General features: G+C 72.2%; 13 protein-coding genes and 1 pseudogene. 9 read left to right on the plus strand and 5 right to left on the minus strand.

Going from position 1 to position 14,637, the window contains the following annotated elements; translation table 11 throughout:
• Positions 1-104 precede the first annotated feature (104 nt).
• The 3 genes from ACIQU6_RS42190 to ACIQU6_RS42200 all read left to right on the plus strand — a co-directional run bounded on the left by ACIQU6_RS42190 (position 105) and on the right by ACIQU6_RS42200 (position 2,634).
• Entirely contained in the window at positions 105-695 is a 591-nt protein-coding gene (locus ACIQU6_RS42190; protein WP_403487599.1) for a DUF5998 family protein, read from the plus strand.
• A complete protein-coding gene (locus ACIQU6_RS42195; RefSeq protein ID WP_403487601.1) occupies positions 695-1,885 on the plus strand; it encodes an alkaline phosphatase family protein in 1,191 nt (396 codons plus the stop codon). The genes ACIQU6_RS42190 and ACIQU6_RS42195 overlap by 1 nt, the downstream gene beginning before the upstream one ends.
• A gap of 71 nt (positions 1,886-1,956) precedes the next feature.
• Positions 1,957-2,634 carry a thymidine kinase gene (locus tag ACIQU6_RS42200; protein WP_403487603.1) on the plus strand — a complete coding sequence of 226 codons (678 nt, stop codon included), beginning with the start codon at positions 1,957-1,959 and terminating at the stop codon, positions 2,632-2,634.
• Positions 2,635-2,668: 34 nt separating this feature from the next.
• On the opposite strand, the gene ACIQU6_RS42205 is transcribed toward ACIQU6_RS42200, so the two are convergent.
• A complete protein-coding gene (locus ACIQU6_RS42205; protein WP_403487605.1) occupies positions 2,669-3,442 on the minus strand; it encodes a VOC family protein in 774 nt (257 codons plus the stop codon).
• A gap of 250 nt (positions 3,443-3,692) precedes the next feature.
• On the opposite strand from ACIQU6_RS42205, the gene ACIQU6_RS42210 reads away from it, so the two are divergent.
• The gene (locus tag ACIQU6_RS42210; protein WP_403487607.1) at positions 3,693-4,532 is read left to right on the plus strand and encodes a sulfurtransferase; all 840 of its coding nucleotides are present in this window, start codon (positions 3,693-3,695) and stop codon (positions 4,530-4,532) included.
• Between the two features lie 110 nt (positions 4,533-4,642).
• On the opposite strand, the gene sepH is transcribed toward ACIQU6_RS42210, so the two are convergent.
• Positions 4,643-5,698, minus strand: a complete 1,056-nt coding sequence (gene sepH, locus ACIQU6_RS42215) for a septation protein SepH (RefSeq protein WP_403487609.1) — start codon at positions 5,696-5,698, stop codon at positions 4,643-4,645.
• Between the two features lie 496 nt (positions 5,699-6,194).
• Here sepH and ACIQU6_RS42220 point away from each other — a divergent pair, with 496 nt between their 5' ends.
• A complete protein-coding gene (locus ACIQU6_RS42220) occupies positions 6,195-7,352 on the plus strand; it encodes a hypothetical protein (RefSeq protein WP_403487611.1) in 1,158 nt (385 codons plus the stop codon).
• Between the two features lie 124 nt (positions 7,353-7,476).
• Here ACIQU6_RS42220 and ACIQU6_RS42225 read toward each other — a convergent pair whose 3' ends face one another.
• Together ACIQU6_RS42225 and ACIQU6_RS42230 are read right to left on the minus strand one after the other, a co-directional pair.
• Positions 7,477-8,817 (minus strand): D-arabinono-1,4-lactone oxidase, encoded by a 1,341-nt coding sequence (locus ACIQU6_RS42225; protein ID WP_403487613.1) that lies wholly within the window; start codon positions 8,815-8,817, stop codon positions 7,477-7,479.
• A 592-nt stretch (positions 8,818-9,409) separates the two neighbouring features.
• The gene (locus ACIQU6_RS42230) at positions 9,410-10,696 is read right to left on the minus strand and encodes an MFS transporter (RefSeq protein WP_403487615.1); all 1,287 of its coding nucleotides are present in this window, start codon (positions 10,694-10,696) and stop codon (positions 9,410-9,412) included.
• Positions 10,697-10,858: 162 nt separating this feature from the next.
• On the opposite strand from ACIQU6_RS42230, the gene ACIQU6_RS42235 reads away from it, so the two are divergent.
• Together ACIQU6_RS42235 and ACIQU6_RS42240 are read left to right on the plus strand one after the other, a co-directional pair.
• Positions 10,859-12,013, plus strand: a complete 1,155-nt coding sequence (locus ACIQU6_RS42235; protein WP_403487617.1) for a ferrochelatase — start codon at positions 10,859-10,861, stop codon at positions 12,011-12,013.
• Positions 12,014-12,068: 55 nt separating this feature from the next.
• Positions 12,069-12,899, plus strand: a complete 831-nt coding sequence (locus ACIQU6_RS42240; protein WP_403487619.1) for an inositol monophosphatase family protein — start codon at positions 12,069-12,071, stop codon at positions 12,897-12,899.
• A 74-nt stretch (positions 12,900-12,973) separates the two neighbouring features.
• On the opposite strand, the gene ACIQU6_RS42245 is transcribed toward ACIQU6_RS42240, so the two are convergent.
• On the minus strand, positions 12,974-13,144 hold the full coding sequence (locus tag ACIQU6_RS42245) for a hypothetical protein (RefSeq protein WP_403487621.1): 171 nt from the start codon (positions 13,142-13,144) through the stop codon (positions 12,974-12,976).
• Between the two features lie 327 nt (positions 13,145-13,471).
• Here ACIQU6_RS42245 and ACIQU6_RS42250 point away from each other — a divergent pair, with 327 nt between their 5' ends.
• Both ACIQU6_RS42250 and ACIQU6_RS42255 read left to right on the plus strand, forming a co-directional pair.
• On the plus strand, positions 13,472-14,125 hold the full coding sequence (locus ACIQU6_RS42250; RefSeq protein ID WP_016576171.1) for a response regulator transcription factor: 654 nt from the start codon (positions 13,472-13,474) through the stop codon (positions 14,123-14,125).
• Between the two features lie 5 nt (positions 14,126-14,130).
• A pseudogene (locus ACIQU6_RS42255) lies at positions 14,131-14,637 on the plus strand (two-component sensor histidine kinase); the annotation flags it as partial.

The following is a 14,637-nucleotide window of genomic DNA, read 5'->3' on the forward strand; positions in this document are numbered from 1 at the left end:
CCTCGTGCTCGTCCGCGCGACGGCCTGCTGAATCACCCACCAGCCGAACTCCCAGGCCAACACGCCCCAACATCAATCGCGGGGCAGCCCGTAAGATGGACCCCATGGCTAAGACCGGTACGACGACCCAGGGGCTGCGCGCGGCGATCGAGCGCAGTGGCTATTACCCGACGCTCGTGGCCGAGGCGGTGCAGGCCGCGGTCGGTGGTGAGCCGGTGGTGTCGTACCTCGTCCACCAGGAGACGACCTTCGACGCCAACGAGGTCCGCCGCCACGTCACGGTCCTGGTCCTGACCGGCACCCGTTTCATCGTCAGCCACACCGACGAGCAGGCCGCCGACGCCACCTCCCCGTCCCCGTACGCCACCACCTCCACCGAGTCCGTCAAGCTCGGCCGGATCTCGTCCGTCGTGCTCAGCCGCGTCGTCGCCAACCCCGAGTCGTACACCCCCGGCCAGCTCCCCCGTGAGGTCGTCCTCACCATCGGCTGGGGCGCCGTCGCGCGCCTCGACCTGGAGCCCGCCAGTTGCGGCGACCCCAACTGCGACGCGGACCACGGCTACACCGGCTCCTCCACCGCGGACGACCTCTCCCTCCGGGTCAGCGAGGCCGGCGACGGCCCGGAGTCGGTGCGCGAGACCCTCGCCTTCGCCCAGGCGCTCTCCGAGGCCACCGCGGCCACCAGCGCCCGCTGATGGTGCACACCGCCCCCGCCTGGCCGGAGCCGGAACCGCTCGACCCGCTCACCGCCCCGGTGCCCCAGTACGGCACCGGCTCGCTGGCTGACCTGCTGCCCGCCATCGTCGCCGGCCAGGGTCTGCCCGGCGTCAGCAGCACCATGGAGCTGGCCCCCGCCGACCGCGCCTGCGTCTTCCTGATCGACGGCCTCGGTTGGGAGCTGCTGCGCGCCCACCCGGACGAGGCGCCGTTCCTGGCCTCCCTCCTGGACAGCTCGTTCAACGGCACCGGCCGCCCGCTCACCGCCGGCTTCCCCGCCACCACCGCCACGTCCCTGGCCTCGGTCGGCACCGGCCTGCCACCGGGCGCGCACGGCCTGCCCGGATACACCTGCCAGGACCCGGCCACCGGTGCGCTGATGAACCAACTGCGCTGGCGCCCGTGGACCGACCCGCACGCCTGGCAGCCCTACCCCACGGTCTTCCAACTCGCCGACGCAGCCGGCATCCACACCTGCCAGGTCTCCGCGCCCGACTTCGCCCAGACCCCGCTCACCCGGATCGCGCTCAGCGGCGGCACCTTCCACGGCCGCCTCTCCGGCGAGGAGCGGATGGACCTCGCCGCCGAACAACTGGCCGCCGGTGACCGCTCGTTGGTCTACACCTACTACTCCGAGGTCGACGGCAAGGGTCACCGTTACGGCGTCGACTCCGACGCCTGGCGTGGCCAACTGCTCTACGTGGACCGGCTCGCCCAGCGCCTGGCCGAGCAACTCCCGCCGCGCAGCGCCCTGTACGTCACCGCCGACCACGGCATGATCGACATCCCCTTCGACCCCGACTCCCGGATCGACTTCGACGAGGACTGGGAACTGCGCGCCGGCGTGCGCCTCTTGGGCGGCGAGGGTCGCGCCCGGCACGTCTACGCCCACCCGGGCGCCGCCTCCGACGTGCTCGCTGTCTGGCGCGAAGTGGTCGGCGACCAGATGTGGGTCGCGAGCCGCGAGGAGGCCATCGCCGCGGGCTGGTTCGGCCCACAGGTCGACGACCGGGTCCGTGCCCGGATCGGCGACGTGGTGGCCGCCGCCCACGCCGACGTGGCGATCGTCGCCAGCGAACGGGAGCCCAACGAGTCGCAGATGGTCGGTCTGCACGGCTCCATGACCCCGGTGGAGCAGTTGGTGCCGCTCCTCGAAGTCCGCACCTGACCCCTGCACGTCAGCACCGTCAACCCACCGCACGTCCCCTCCGTACGAGCCCGAAAGGCCCGCCCTTCCCCATGCCCGAGCTGGTGTTCTTCTCCGGAACGATGGACTGCGGAAAGTCGACACTGGCGCTGCAGATCGAGCACAACCGATCGGCCCGCGGCCTACAGGGCATGATCTACAGCCGCAACGACCGGGCCGGTCGCGGCAAGCTCTCGTCGCGCCTGGGCCTGGTCACCGAGGCCGTCGAAGCCGTGGACGACCTCGACTTCTACTCCCACGTCGTGGACCACCTCAGTGCCGGCGGCCGGGTCGACTACGTCATAGCCGACGAGGCGCAGTTCCTCGGCCCCGAGCAGGTCGACCAACTCGCCCGGATCGTCGACGACCTGGAGCTGGACGTCTTCGCGTTCGGCATCACCACCGACTTCCGCAGCAGGCTCTTCCCCGGCTCCCAGCGCCTGGTCGAACTCGCCGACCGCATCGAGGCACTGAAGGTGGAGGCGCTGTGCTGGTGCGGCGCCCGGGCCACCCACAACGCGCGGACCGTCGACGGCCGGATGGTCGTCGAGGGCGCGCAGGTCGTCGTCGGTGATGTCGTGGGCGAGGCCCCCGGCGAGGGCGTGGAGCGGCCGGCGGAGGTCGGCTACGAGGTGCTGTGCCGCCGTCACCACAGCCGGCGGCAGACCGCGGCGACCGCCCGCGCGGGCGTGCTCTCCCCGGACGTCCTGCCGGTCGACAGCGCGCGCTAGGCCGGGCCCGCGGTCGCCGGAGGGGCGGCCCGCCTCAGCGCCGCTGGATGATCGTGAAGGCCGCGCCCTCGGTGTCGGCGACGGTCGCCAGCCGGCCGTGCGCCGACTCCCGTGCGGGCCGCAGCACGTGGCCGCCCAGTTCGACGACCCGACGGGCTGCGGCGTCGGTGTCCGGGACGGCGAAGTACGTCATCCAGTGCGGACCCCGGTCGCGCGGCAGCGCGTTGCCGACGCCATGGATGCCGGCGACCGGCTTGCCCTTGATGTGCAGCGTCAGGTAGTCGAAGTCGGCGGAGACCACGGCCTCCCGCTCGAAGCCGAAGACGTGCTCGTAGAACGGGGCGACGGAGTCCGTCTCCTGGGTGACCAACTCGTTCCACACGGGGGTACCCGGTTCGCCGCTGACCGCGGTGCCCAGCATCGCCTTGCCCTGCCAGACGCCGAAGATGGCGCCCTGCGGGTCGGAGGCGATCGCCATCCGGCCGGCGTCGTCGGCGTCCAACGGGCCGACCCCGACGGTGCCGCCGCAGGCGCGGATCTGCTCGGCGGTCACGTCCGCGTCGTCACTGGCCAGATAGGTGGTCCAGGCGACCGGGAGGTGCCGGTCGGCCGCCAGTTCACCGACTCCGGCCACCTCTAGCCCGTCGAGGAAGGCGCGGGCGTACGGACCGAAGTGCTGCGGCCCCGGGCGGAACTCCCAGCCGAAGAGCGCGCCGTAGAACTCCTGCGTCGCGGGCAGGCTGTGTGCCAGGAGGCTCACCCAGCAGGGCGCGCCGGGCATCCGCCGGGCTGCTGCCTCGGTCGTCATCGTCACTCTCTCCTCGGAGCATCGTGGTGCTGGCCATGTGCGGTACGGGCGGGGGTCCCGAGCAGATGCTCGCACCCTGTCATCGGGTGTGCGCCCCGGCCGCGCCGTCCATGGCGCGTTCGCGAGGGAGAATGCCCGTTTTGACGTTCCACTTCCGTTTCAATGGCGTTGCGGCGCCGCTGAACTCCGTCATACGGAGGGTGGGCACCCGCCTTCTGTACGTAGTGATCGCTACGCAAGGATGAGTGCCATGAATGCCATCATCACCGCTACCGAACTCGCGAGCGAGTTGGCGGGCCCCGACGCTCCGCTCCTCCTGGACGTGCGCTACCAGCTTGGTGGCCCGCCCGGTCGCCCCGCGTACGAGGCCGGTCACCTGCCCGGCGCGGTCTACGTCGACCTCGACGGCGAACTGGCCGGGCCGCCCGGTGCGGCGGGTCGGCACCCGCTCCCCGAACTCGCCGTCTTCGCCGATGCGATGCGGGCCGCCGGCGTCAGTGCCGCCCGCCCGGTGGTCACGTACGACGGCGGCCAGGGGTGGGCCGCCGCCCGCGCGTGGTGGCTGCTGCGCTGGGCGGGCCACCCGGACGTGCGGGTTCTCGACGGCGGAGTTGCCGCATGGCAGGCGTCCGGCGGCGCGATGAGTGTCGACAAAGTGACTCCGCAGCGGGGCGACTTCACCCTCGCACCCGGCGCGATGCCGTTGTTGACCGCCGACGACGCGGCCGCCCTCGCCCGTCGCGGCGTCCTCCTGGACGCGCGGGCGGGTGAGCGCTACCGGGGCGAGATCGAACCCATCGACCCGGTGGCCGGCCACATCCCCGGCGCGGTCTCCGCCCCCACGACCGAGAACGTCACGGTCGGCAGCACGGTCTTCCGCCCCGCTGCCGAACTCGCCGCGCGGTTCACGGCGATGGGCGCCACCGACGAGACCGAGGTCGGCGTCTACTGCGGCTCCGGCGTGTCCGCCGCCCACCAGGTCCTCGCCCTCGCCGTCGCCGGCATCCCCGCGGCGCTGTACGTCGGCTCCTGGAGCGAGTGGTGTGCCGACCCCTCCCGGCCCATCGCCACCGGCCCGCAGCCCGGCTGAGCGGCGACTGGGGCCCATGACGGGTCCATGGAACGGCGTCCGCCCGCTCCCCGAATCCAGGGAGCGGGCGGACGCCACGCACAACAGGGCCGGAACCCGGCCGTACCGGGCTATTCCGGCTTCTTCCTCCGCGTGCCGAAGACGATTTCGTCCCAACTGGGCACCGCGGCCCGTCGCCCGGGTCGCACCCCGTCCGCTTCGGCCTGCCGGTCCGTCGTCCCGGTCAGCCGGTCGCGGTGGCCCCCCACCGCCCGCGGCATCAGCACGTCGGCGTACGCGGAACCCGCGCCCGCGCTCGCTGCGGGAGCCGGCGGCTCCTCGACCTTGGCCTGCTCCTCGTCGTCCGGCTGCGACGCCTTGGCGGTATCCGGGACGACCATGTCGCCCCGGAAGCTGGGCACCGCCTCCAACAGGCTGGTCAGTGAATCCCGCTCCCGCTCGCCGGTGGCCTCCTCGCTCCGGCCCTCCCGTTCCCGGTCCTCGCCGGACTGCTCGGCGCGCTCCGGCGCCTGGCGGTCCAGGGTGCGGTCCAACGGCCGGTCGCGCGGCAGCCGCGCGATCCGGGGCACGAACGGGAAGCTGGGCTCGGGGGTGTCGTCGCTCTCGCCGATCAGCGCCCGGGCCTCGTCGTCCACGGCCTGCACCAAGCGGCGCGGCGGATCGTAGGTCCAGGTGGCCGACTGCGGCTCCCCGGCGACCCGGTAGACGAGCAGCACCTCCCAGGTGCCGTCGTCCCGGCGCCAGGAGTCCCACTGGGCACTGTCCTTGTCGGCGCCGCGCAGCAGCAGCCGCTCGGCAACCGCCTCGCCGAGTTGGGGCCCGGTGTTCTCGCCCGGTCGACGCACGGGGGTCTTGCGGGCCCGCTCGGCCATGAACGCCCGCTCAGCGAGCACCGGTCCCTCGAAGCGGCGTACCCGGTCGACGGGGATGCCGGCGAGTTGAGCGACCTCCTCAGCGGAGGCACCGGCTCGTATCCGCGCCTGGATGTCCCGCGGGCGCAGATGGCTCTCGACCTCGATCTCGATCTGGCCCAGCCGCGCTCTGTCGTTGCGGACGGCCGCGCGCAGCCGTTCGTCGATCGGAAGCGTGTACTCGGTGCTGTCCGCAGCCTTGAGCACCAGCCGTGTGCCGTCGTTGGAGACGGCCACGACACGCAGTTCGGGCATGGGGACCTCCCGGGTGGTGCCTGCCGACGTCACGTGCGTCGCTGCTTCCGCTAGTCGAGTGTGGCCTGCCCGGGTGCAGCCTGCCACAACATTGCCGAGTTGCCCGGCGTGTCGGGGCTTGGCCCAGAAACGCCGTCATGACACGGTTACCAGTTCGCAACGCTCAGTGACCATGCCGCTTGCCCTGTCACCGACCACCCGTGCCGAGCAACGGCACCCCAGGGAGGGTGTCACCTTCAGTGCCCCTCCCGCGGGTCCGGGCAGCCGGACGGGAACCGGGGCCAGGGCTCGCCACAGTACTCCATTTGGGCCACTGAAGTGGACCGCCGCGCCGTGGAAGTTCTGGGCAGAGAGTCAGGGCAAGTCACCTTGTCGACCTCTCTACCTGCGCTATGGGTGGCGAGGTTCACAGATTCCTCAGATTCGGAACTAATGACTCCGCCGTTTGGTCACTTCTCCATGCAAGATGGAACGAAGGGGCGATCAAAGGTAGGAGATGGACGAAAAAACCGAAGCCGACACGAAACCGAAGGAGAAGCGGGTCGACCTGAGCCTCGCCCAGGTCGCCGGCAGCGCGCTCGCAGCGGCCGTCGCCGCGTTCCTCGCAGGTCAGCTCGGTGTGTACGGAACCATCATCGGCGCAGGTGTCGTCAGCGTCGTCGCCACGACCGGCGGTTCGATATTCCAGCACCTGTTCCGGCGCACCGGCGAGCAGATCAAGGAAGCGGCGGTCACCACCCGGCCGAAGCCGCACCGCGTCTCCACCAGCCGATCTCGATCCACCACTCGATCCCAGACCACCACTAGCACCCCTGGGTCCGCCGACGCTACGAAGGTGCTGCCCACCTTCGACAAGCAGGGCACCCAGGACCCCGTCACCTCGGTCGCGGCTCGCGAACCGAATCCCGCCACGGCCCGCACGCAGCTGATCCCCCGCGCCCAGCAGCAGCCACCCGGACGCGACCTGGACGCGACGCAGCTCGTGGCGCGGCCGGCCGAGCGGACCATGGCGCTGGGCCGGGCCGCCGCCCGGGACGCCGACGAGACCACCGTGCTCCCGCAGGCCGGCGGCCCCGGGTGCCCGGAGTCCGGTGTCGTGCCGCACGACACCGAAGAGGCGACCGCCACCTACGGGACCCGGTTGCGTGGCTGGAAGCGGCCCGCGCTCGGTGCGCTCGCCGTCTTCGTGCTCGCCATGGGCGCCGTCACCGCTACCGAGCTGCTCACCGGCCAGTCGGCGAGCGGCAACCCCGGCACCACGCTCAGCAACATCACCTCGGGCAACTTCTCGCCGCAGCGGCACAGCACTCCGCAGGCGCCGGAGCCCGGGCACTCCACCGGGAGCGGTACCGACCGCCACGGCGGTTCGCAGTCGCCGGACCCCAACCGCTCCGGCGGCACGGGTTCTGACGGCGCCGACAGCGGCACCGGCCGCGGTGGGCAGTCCCCGACGCCGACCCCGAGCGACGGCGCCTCCGGCTCCCCGAGCCCCGGTACGTCCTCCTCGCCCGACCCGTCGCCGAGCCAGTCGGCCGGTACCGACGGCGGCAAGGACGGCGGTGGCTCCGGCTCGACCGGTGGCGGCGCCACCCCGGGGCACCAGCAGAGCGACAAGCCCTCCGGTGGGCAGACCCCCGACCCCAACACCCCCTGATACCCCTGACGAAGGATCGCCCCCAACGGGTGGGCCGCCGCACCGGCGGACCCTCCAGGACCGCGGCCCGGTGCTCCCTACGGGACACCGGGCCGCGGTACGTCACCAGCGGGCCGGCCGCCGCTCACTCACCCAGCACCTGCCGCAGGTAGCGGTTGGTGAACCGGCGCTCCGGGTCCAGCCGATCGCGCAGCGCCGTGAACTCGCCGAACCGCGGATAGACGCCGGCCAGGTATGCCGCGTCGCGGGTGTGCAACTTCCCCCAGTGCGGCCGACCCCCGTGCGCGGTCATGATCCGCTCCGCGGCCGCGAAGTACGCCTGGTACGGCGTCCCGCGGTACATGTGCACCGCGAGGTAGACGGTGTCCCGTCCCGACGCGGTGGACAACACCAGGTCGTCGGCGGGCGCGGTCCGCACCTCCACCGGGAAGCTGATCCTGAAGCCCGACCGCTCCACCAGTGCCTTCAGTTCACCCAGTGCCCCGATCGCGGCCTCCTTGGGAAGCGCGTATTCCATTTCCACGAACCGCACCCGCCGCGGCGAGGTGAACACCTTGTAGGGGACGTCGGTGTACGTACGGGCGGACAGCGCCCGGCTGGAGAGCTTCGCGATCCCCGGTATGGCGGCCGGTACCGCTCGGCCCACCGCGCACGCCACCTGGAACACCCCGTTGGACAGCAACTCGTCCTCGACCCAGCCGCTCACCCGCCCCGGGGGCGCCGCCGGACCCTGACTACGGTTGTTGCGTTTGGTGTTGCAGTTGTCGGTGTGGGGGAACCAGTAGAACTCGAAGTGCTCGTTCTCGGCGACGAGTTCGTCGAAGCGGTCGGTCACCTCGGCGAACGCCATCGGCTCCTCGCGGGCGATCAGCAGGAATTCCGGCTCCACCGCGAACGTCAACTCGCTGACCACACCCAGCGCGCCCAACCCCAACCGCGCCCCGGCGAACACCTCGGGGTTCTCCGCCGCGGAACAGCGCAGCACCGATCCGTCGGCGGTGACCAGTTCCAACGTGGTGATCTGCGCGGCGATCGACGCGGAGTCGCGGCCGGTGCCGTGGGTTCCGGTGCTGGTGGCGCCCGAGACGGTCTGCTCCATGATGTCGCCCATGTTGGTCAGCGACAGCCCGTGCGCGGACAACGCCCGGTTGAGGTCCTTGAGCGGGGTGCCGGCGGCCACCGTGACGGTGCCGGCCGCACGGTCGATGCGGCGGATCCCGGTGAGCCGCTCGGGGCGGATCAGCAGCCCGTCGGTGGCGGCGGCCGGGGTGAACGAGTGTCCGGTGCCGGCCGCCTTGACCGTCAGGCCGTCCGCGGTGGCGGACCGGACGGCCGCCGCAAGTTCCTCGGTGCTCGCCGGCGTTGCGATCCGGGCGGGGCGAGCGGTCACGTTGCCCGCCCAGTTGTGCCAGGTCCCTGCCGGGCCGCGTCCTCCCGAGCCGCCGATGACGTCGGTGACTGCCACGGTGACGTCCCCTCCCCTCCGCGCGGGCCGGTCGCGTGCGACCGCCGTTGGTTCAGCGCATGATGTCAGCCGCCGACGCCCGTTCCAGGCGGGGTGACGGGAATCACACGTCCCCGAAATCGGGCGCAACCGCATGACTCTCGGACATGTCGTACCGTCGGTAACTCGGCTGTGGGGGTGGCCAGTTCGCTTTGCCGGGCGAGAAGGTCATGACGTGCGTCGCACCCGAAGTCACCTCGGTGCCCGCGAAGTCACCCTCGTGGGTGGGTGCGGGGAGGTGTTGCGCCAGCGGTGTGCGCGGAGACGGGTGCGTTGTGTCGATGACGCATACGGGAGAGCGGGCTGCCGCAGTGACGCGTACGGGAAGGTCGGCGCACCGCGATGACGCATACGGGGGAGCCGGATGTCTCAATGACGCAACCGGGAGGGGGAGTTGTCTCGGTGACGCATACGGGAGTGACTCTTCGGAGGAGTGCTCCGCGCGCCAGTGGTCGCTGCCCGGGGACGTCAACGGGCCGGATGGGGAGGCCAGTTGGGGCAGTGGCTGGCCTCGCCGCGCCCGTAGGTGCGTCTGCGGCGTACCTGGTCCCGGTCAGCCGGCTCGGGTCTCGTCGTGGCGTTCCGAGGCCGGCTGGTCGGCCGGGGCGGGGATGCCGGTGGCCACGGGGGAGGACGGGGCCGGCACGCCACGGGGGCGGAGCCAGCGATAGCCGGCGAGGGCCACCAGGGCGGCGAGGACGCCCGCGGAGAGCGGCACGAGGTAGCCGCGGGCGGCGCCCGCCGCGTCCACGACCCAGCCGGCGGCCGAGGAGCCGAGTGCCACGCCGACCGCCAGGCCGGTGCTCGTCCACGTCATGCCCTCGGTCAGCTTCGTCCGCGGGACGTGCTCCTCGACCAGCGCCATGGTGGTCACCATCGTCGGCGCGATCGACAGCCCGGCGAGGAACAGCACGATCGCGAGCACCACCAGGGAACCGGAGAGCGACGCCGCCAACTGGAGGGGCACCATGCTCACCGCCATCGCGGCCACCCCCACCAGCCACCGCCGGGAGGCCGGGCCCGCCAGGTGCAGCAGCCCGAACACCGCGCCGGCCAGGCAGGACCCCAGCGCGTACACCGCCAACACCAGGCTGGCCGCGGCCTTGTGGCCCGCCTCCTGGGCGAAGGCCACGGTCACCACGTCGATCGCCCCGAAGATCGCGCCGGTTGCCACGAACGTCCCCACCAGCACCCGCAGTCCCGGCGATCGCAGTGCGGACCCCTTGGCGTGCTGTTCGCGGGCTTCCGGCACCGGCTCCGTCGCCCGCTGCGCGGTCAGCCAGAACACCCCGGCCGCCAGGAACACCCCGGCCAGCAGCGGCCCGGCCTCCGGGAACCACGCCGTCGACAGCCCGATCGAGAGGATCGGGCCGAGGATGAAGCACATCTCGTCGACGATCGACTCCCACGAGTACGCGGTGTGCAGGTCACGCGGCGAGCCCCGGTAGAGCTCCGCCCAGCGCGCCCGCACCATCGAGCCCACGCTCGGCACGCAGCCGGCGCAGGCCGCGAAGGCGAAGAGCGTCCAGTCAGGCCAGCGCTGTTGGGCGCTCAGCAGTAGTCCGGCGACCGCCGCCAGGGCCACCAACGTGGCCGGCCGCAGCACCCGCCGCTGCCCGTGCCGGTCCACCAACCGGGAGATCTGCGGACCTATGACCGCCGCCGACAGCGCGAGTGTCGCGGACAGCGCCCCGGCCAGGCCGTAGCGGCCGGTCAGTTGGGACACCATCGTGACGATGCCGATGCCCATCATCGACAGCGGCATCCGCCCCAGGAGCCCCGCGGCGGAGAACGACTTGGTACCGGGACGGCCGAAAAGGGCGCGGTAGGGACTGGGCAACGGGGTGCTCCGCCGGGTGAAGAGGTCGGTAAGGAATGACTGTGGCCGATACAGCTTACGGGCGGCGGGGCGCCCGGCGCCTCCCGATTTCCGCCCCGTTCCCGTCTTCGGTAGCCGGGCCTGACCCCGCGTGCCCGGACCGGGAGTGGGAGGATCGGAGGCATGCCCGAACAGTGCGATCCCCGCCCCTATGACGCCCTGCTGCTGCTGTCCTTCGGCGGTCCCGAAGGCCCCGACGACGTCGTGCCGTTCCTGGAGAACGTCACCCGCGGCCGCGGCATCCCGCGCGAGCGCCTCAAGGAGGTGGGCCAGCACTACTTCCTGTTCGGTGGCGTCAGCCCCATCATCGCCCAGAATCGCGAGCTCCTCGACGCGCTCCGCAAGGACTTCGCCGAAAACGGCCTCGACCTGCCCGTCTACTGGGGCAACCGCAACTGGGCGCCCTATCTGATCGACACCCTGCGCACCATGGTCGCCGACGGCCACCGGCGCATCGCCGTCCTGGCCACCAGCGCCTACGCCTCGTACTCGGGCTGCCGCCAGTACCGCGAGAACCTCGCCGACGCGCTCGCCACCCTCCAGGCCGAGGGCCTGCCGGTGCCCCAGGTGGACAAGCTGCGCCACTACTTCAACCACCCCGGCTTCGTCCGCCCCATGGTCGACGGCGTCCTGGCCTCCCTCGCCGCGCTCCCGGAGGAGACCCGCGCGGGCGCTCACCTCGCCTTCACCACGCACTCCATCCCCACCGCGGCGGCCGACACCTCCGGTACCCCCGACGACCACACCGAGGACGGCGCGGGCGGCGCCTACGTCGCCCAGCACCTCGACGTCGCCCGGGTCATCGCCGACGCCGTACGGGAGGAGACCGGCGTCGACCACCCCTGGCAGCTCGTCTATCAGTCCCGCAGCGGCGCTCCGCACATCCCCTGGCTGGAGCCCGACATCTGCGACCACCTGGAGGAGCTGCACGGCGCCGGCGTCCCCGCGGTCGTCATGGCCCCCATCGGCTTCGTCTCGGACCACATGGAGGTCAAGTACGACCTCGACACCGAGGCCACCGCGAAGGCCGCCGAACTGGGCCTGCCGGTCGCCCGCTCGGCCACCGTCGGCGCCGACCCCCGGTTCGCCGCCGCCGTCCGCGCCCTCCTCGTGGAGCGCGCGGCCACCGAACGGGGCGCCGCCCCCCAGCGCTGCGCCCTGGGCGCGCTCGGCCCCTCGCACGACCTCTGCCCCGTTGGCTGCTGCCCCGCCCGCACGCCTCGCCCGGCCGCCGCCGGTGCCGACTGGGCCGGCCCCACCGCCCAGGCCCCCGCCTGACCCACCACGCCGCCCGCCCGAGCCCCGACCACCGCTCGTCCGAGCAAGGAGCACCGTGCCCGACCCGCAGCGCCTCGACCGACCGCACGCCGACCGCCTGAACGACGAACTCCTCGAACTGGCCCTGGGGGCCGCCCACCGCGCCTCGACCCTGTTGCGCGACGGCCGCCCGGCCGACCTGGGGGTGGCCGCCACCAAGACCAGCCCCATTGACGTGGTCACCGAGATGGACCTCGCCTCCGAGAAGCTGATCACCGACTTCCTCGGGGAGCACCGCCCGCACGACGGCTTCCTGGGGGAGGAGGGCGCCGGTAGCGCCGGCACCAGTGGCGTGCGCTGGGTCATCGACCCGGTGGACGGCACCGTCAACTACCTCTACGGGCTGCCCTCTTGGGCCGTGTCCATCGCGGCGGAGAAGGACGGCGAGACCGTCGTCGGCGTGGTTGCCGCCCCGATGCGCGGCGAGACCTACCAGGCCGTCCGCGGCGGCGGCGCGTACTGCAACGGCGAGCCGGTCAGCCATCGGCCCGCCCCGCCGCTCTCCCAGGCCCTGGTCGGCACCGGCTTCGGCTACCTCACCGAGCGCCGCGCCGCCCAGGCCGAGGTGGCCCGCGCGCTGATCCCACAGGTCCGCGACATCCGCCGCGGCGGCTCGGCCGCCATCGACCTGTGCGACGTGGCCTGCGGCAGGCTCGACGGCTACTACGAGCGCGGGCTGAACCCCTGGGACCTGGCCGCCGGCGTCCTGATCGCCGCCGAGGCCGGCGCGCTCACCGGCGGCCGTCCCGGCAAGGCCGCGTCCCACGAACTGACCGTCGCCGCCTCCCCGGGCGTCTTCGCCGAGCTCCAGCCGCTGCTGGAGGAGCTCGGCGCCTGGCACGACTGACCGGGCCCGGACACGGCTGCGCCCCGGCACCACTGATCGGTGCCGGGGCGCAGCCGTGTCCGGTGCGGCCGGGATCAGGCGGAGACGCGGTAGCGCACGCCGTGCTCGTCGGCCAGTCGCTGAAGGTCCTCAAGCTCCGCCAACTCAACCTCGGCGAGGAGCTCGTCACCCGCCTCGCGGGCCCGGACCAGATCGGCTTCGGTGTTCCGTATGCGCTGCAAAATGCCTGCGGTGAACGCGTCCATGGGGCGCCCCCTCGTCGTGGGTCGGTGGCACGGGGGTGTGCCGACGGGCGAGTCGATCACGGCGTGGTCCCTGCAATGGGGAGAACGGAGCGTGGCAAAACGCCGGTACAGGGCGTGATCGCGGGTGTGCAGTCGTCCTCCCCATGGGCACCCTCAGGGAAACCTCAACCGGCCCGGGAAATCCGGGGCGCTGGTGCACCGGCCGACCGCCGGTCCGTTCCTCCACGCCCCCGCTTACCCCCGGTTTATGACTCTTCGGGGCAGGATGGAAGGGCTCCGTATGTTGTTGTGCCCTGCTTATCGAGGGCCGTGAGGAAGGACTGGGCCGTGCGTGTTCTCGTCGTCGAGGACGAGCAGCTGCTCGCCGATGCTGTGGCCACCGGACTGCGCCGGGAGGCCATGGCCGTCGACGTGGTCTACGACGGCGCCGCGGCGCTGGAGCGGATCGCGGTCAACGACTACGACGTCGTCGTCCTTGACCGCGACCTCCCGCTCGTCCACGGCGACGACGTCTGTCGCAAGCTGGTCGAGCTGGGCATGCCGACCCGCGTCCTGATGCTCACCGCCTCCGGCGACGTCAGCGACCGCGTCGAGGGGCTGGAGATCGGCGCGGACGACTACCTCCCCAAGCCGTTCGCCTTCACCGAGCTGACCGCCCGGGTACGCGCCCTCGGTCGCCGCACCACGGTGGCCCTGCCGCCCGTACTGGAGCGCGCCGGGATCAAGTTGGACCCCAACCGCCGCGAGGTCTTCCGCGACGGCCGGGAGGTCCAGCTCGCGCCCAAGGAGTTCGCGGTCCTTGAGGTCCTGATGCGCAGCGAGGGCACGGTCGTCTCGGCCGAGCAGCTCCTGGAGAAGGCGTGGGACGAGAACACCGACCCGTTCACCAACGTCGTCCGGGTCACGGTCATGACGCTGCGCCGCAAGCTGGGTGAGCCCGCGGTGATCGTCACCGTCCCCGGCTCGGGATACCGGATCTGACGGCGATGCCCTCCCTGCCCTCGTTCTCCAACTCCAAGGCGGCCTCGCCGCCCCCGGTGCCGCCCAAGCCGGCCTGGGACCCGAAACCGGTCAACGCCCGGCCCTTCCCCTGGCTGCGCCCCACCATCCGGATACGGCTCACGCTGCTCTACGGCGGCATGTTCCTGATGGCGGGCATCGTGCTGCTCACGATCATCTACATGCTCGCCGCCGCCGCGCTGCACGACGGCAGCGCGCTGCCGTTGAAGATCCTCGGCGGGAAGTTCCAGTCCACCAGCGACATCTGCGACCTCCCCACCGAGACCTCCGGGGCGCTGCTGCAGGAGGCCGTCAACAACTGCCTGATGCACCAGCGGGCGGTGGCCCTCAACAACCTCCTCAACCGCTCGCTGTTGGCGCTTTTGGGGCTGACCATCGTGGCGTTCGCTTTTGGTTATGCGATGGCGGGGCGGGTGTTGTCGCCGTTGGGGCGGATCACGCGGACCGCGCAGCGGGTGGCGGGGTCGGATTTG

The organism is Streptomyces sp. NPDC090442 (genome assembly GCF_044769405.1).
Classification (GTDB): Bacteria; Actinomycetota; Actinomycetes; order Streptomycetales; family Streptomycetaceae; genus Streptomyces.

What these genes read in the sequence shown, in the direction of transcription:
- ACIQU6_RS42200 (WP_403487603.1), top strand. Translation starts at nt 1,957, where the DNA reads ATGCCCGAGCTGGTGTTCTTCTCCGGAACGATGGACTGCGGAAAGTCG.
- sepH (WP_403487609.1), bottom strand. Translation starts at nt 5,698, where the DNA reads ATGCCCGAACTGCGTGTCGTGGCCGTCTCCAACGACGGCACACGGCTG.
- ACIQU6_RS42245 (WP_403487621.1), bottom strand. Translation starts at nt 13,144, where the DNA reads ATGGACGCGTTCACCGCAGGCATTTTGCAGCGCATACGGAACACCGAA.
- ACIQU6_RS42210 (WP_403487607.1), top strand. Translation starts at nt 3,693, where the DNA reads ATGAATGCCATCATCACCGCTACCGAACTCGCGAGCGAGTTGGCGGGC.
- ACIQU6_RS42190 (WP_403487599.1), top strand. Translation starts at nt 105, where the DNA reads ATGGCTAAGACCGGTACGACGACCCAGGGGCTGCGCGCGGCGATCGAG.
- ACIQU6_RS42235 (WP_403487617.1), top strand. Translation starts at nt 10,859, where the DNA reads ATGCCCGAACAGTGCGATCCCCGCCCCTATGACGCCCTGCTGCTGCTG.
- ACIQU6_RS42205 (WP_403487605.1), bottom strand. Translation starts at nt 3,442, where the DNA reads ATGACGACCGAGGCAGCAGCCCGGCGGATGCCCGGCGCGCCCTGCTGG.
- ACIQU6_RS42220 (WP_403487611.1), top strand. Translation starts at nt 6,195, where the DNA reads ATGGACGAAAAAACCGAAGCCGACACGAAACCGAAGGAGAAGCGGGTC.
- ACIQU6_RS42195 (WP_403487601.1), top strand. Translation starts at nt 695, where the DNA reads ATGGTGCACACCGCCCCCGCCTGGCCGGAGCCGGAACCGCTCGACCCG.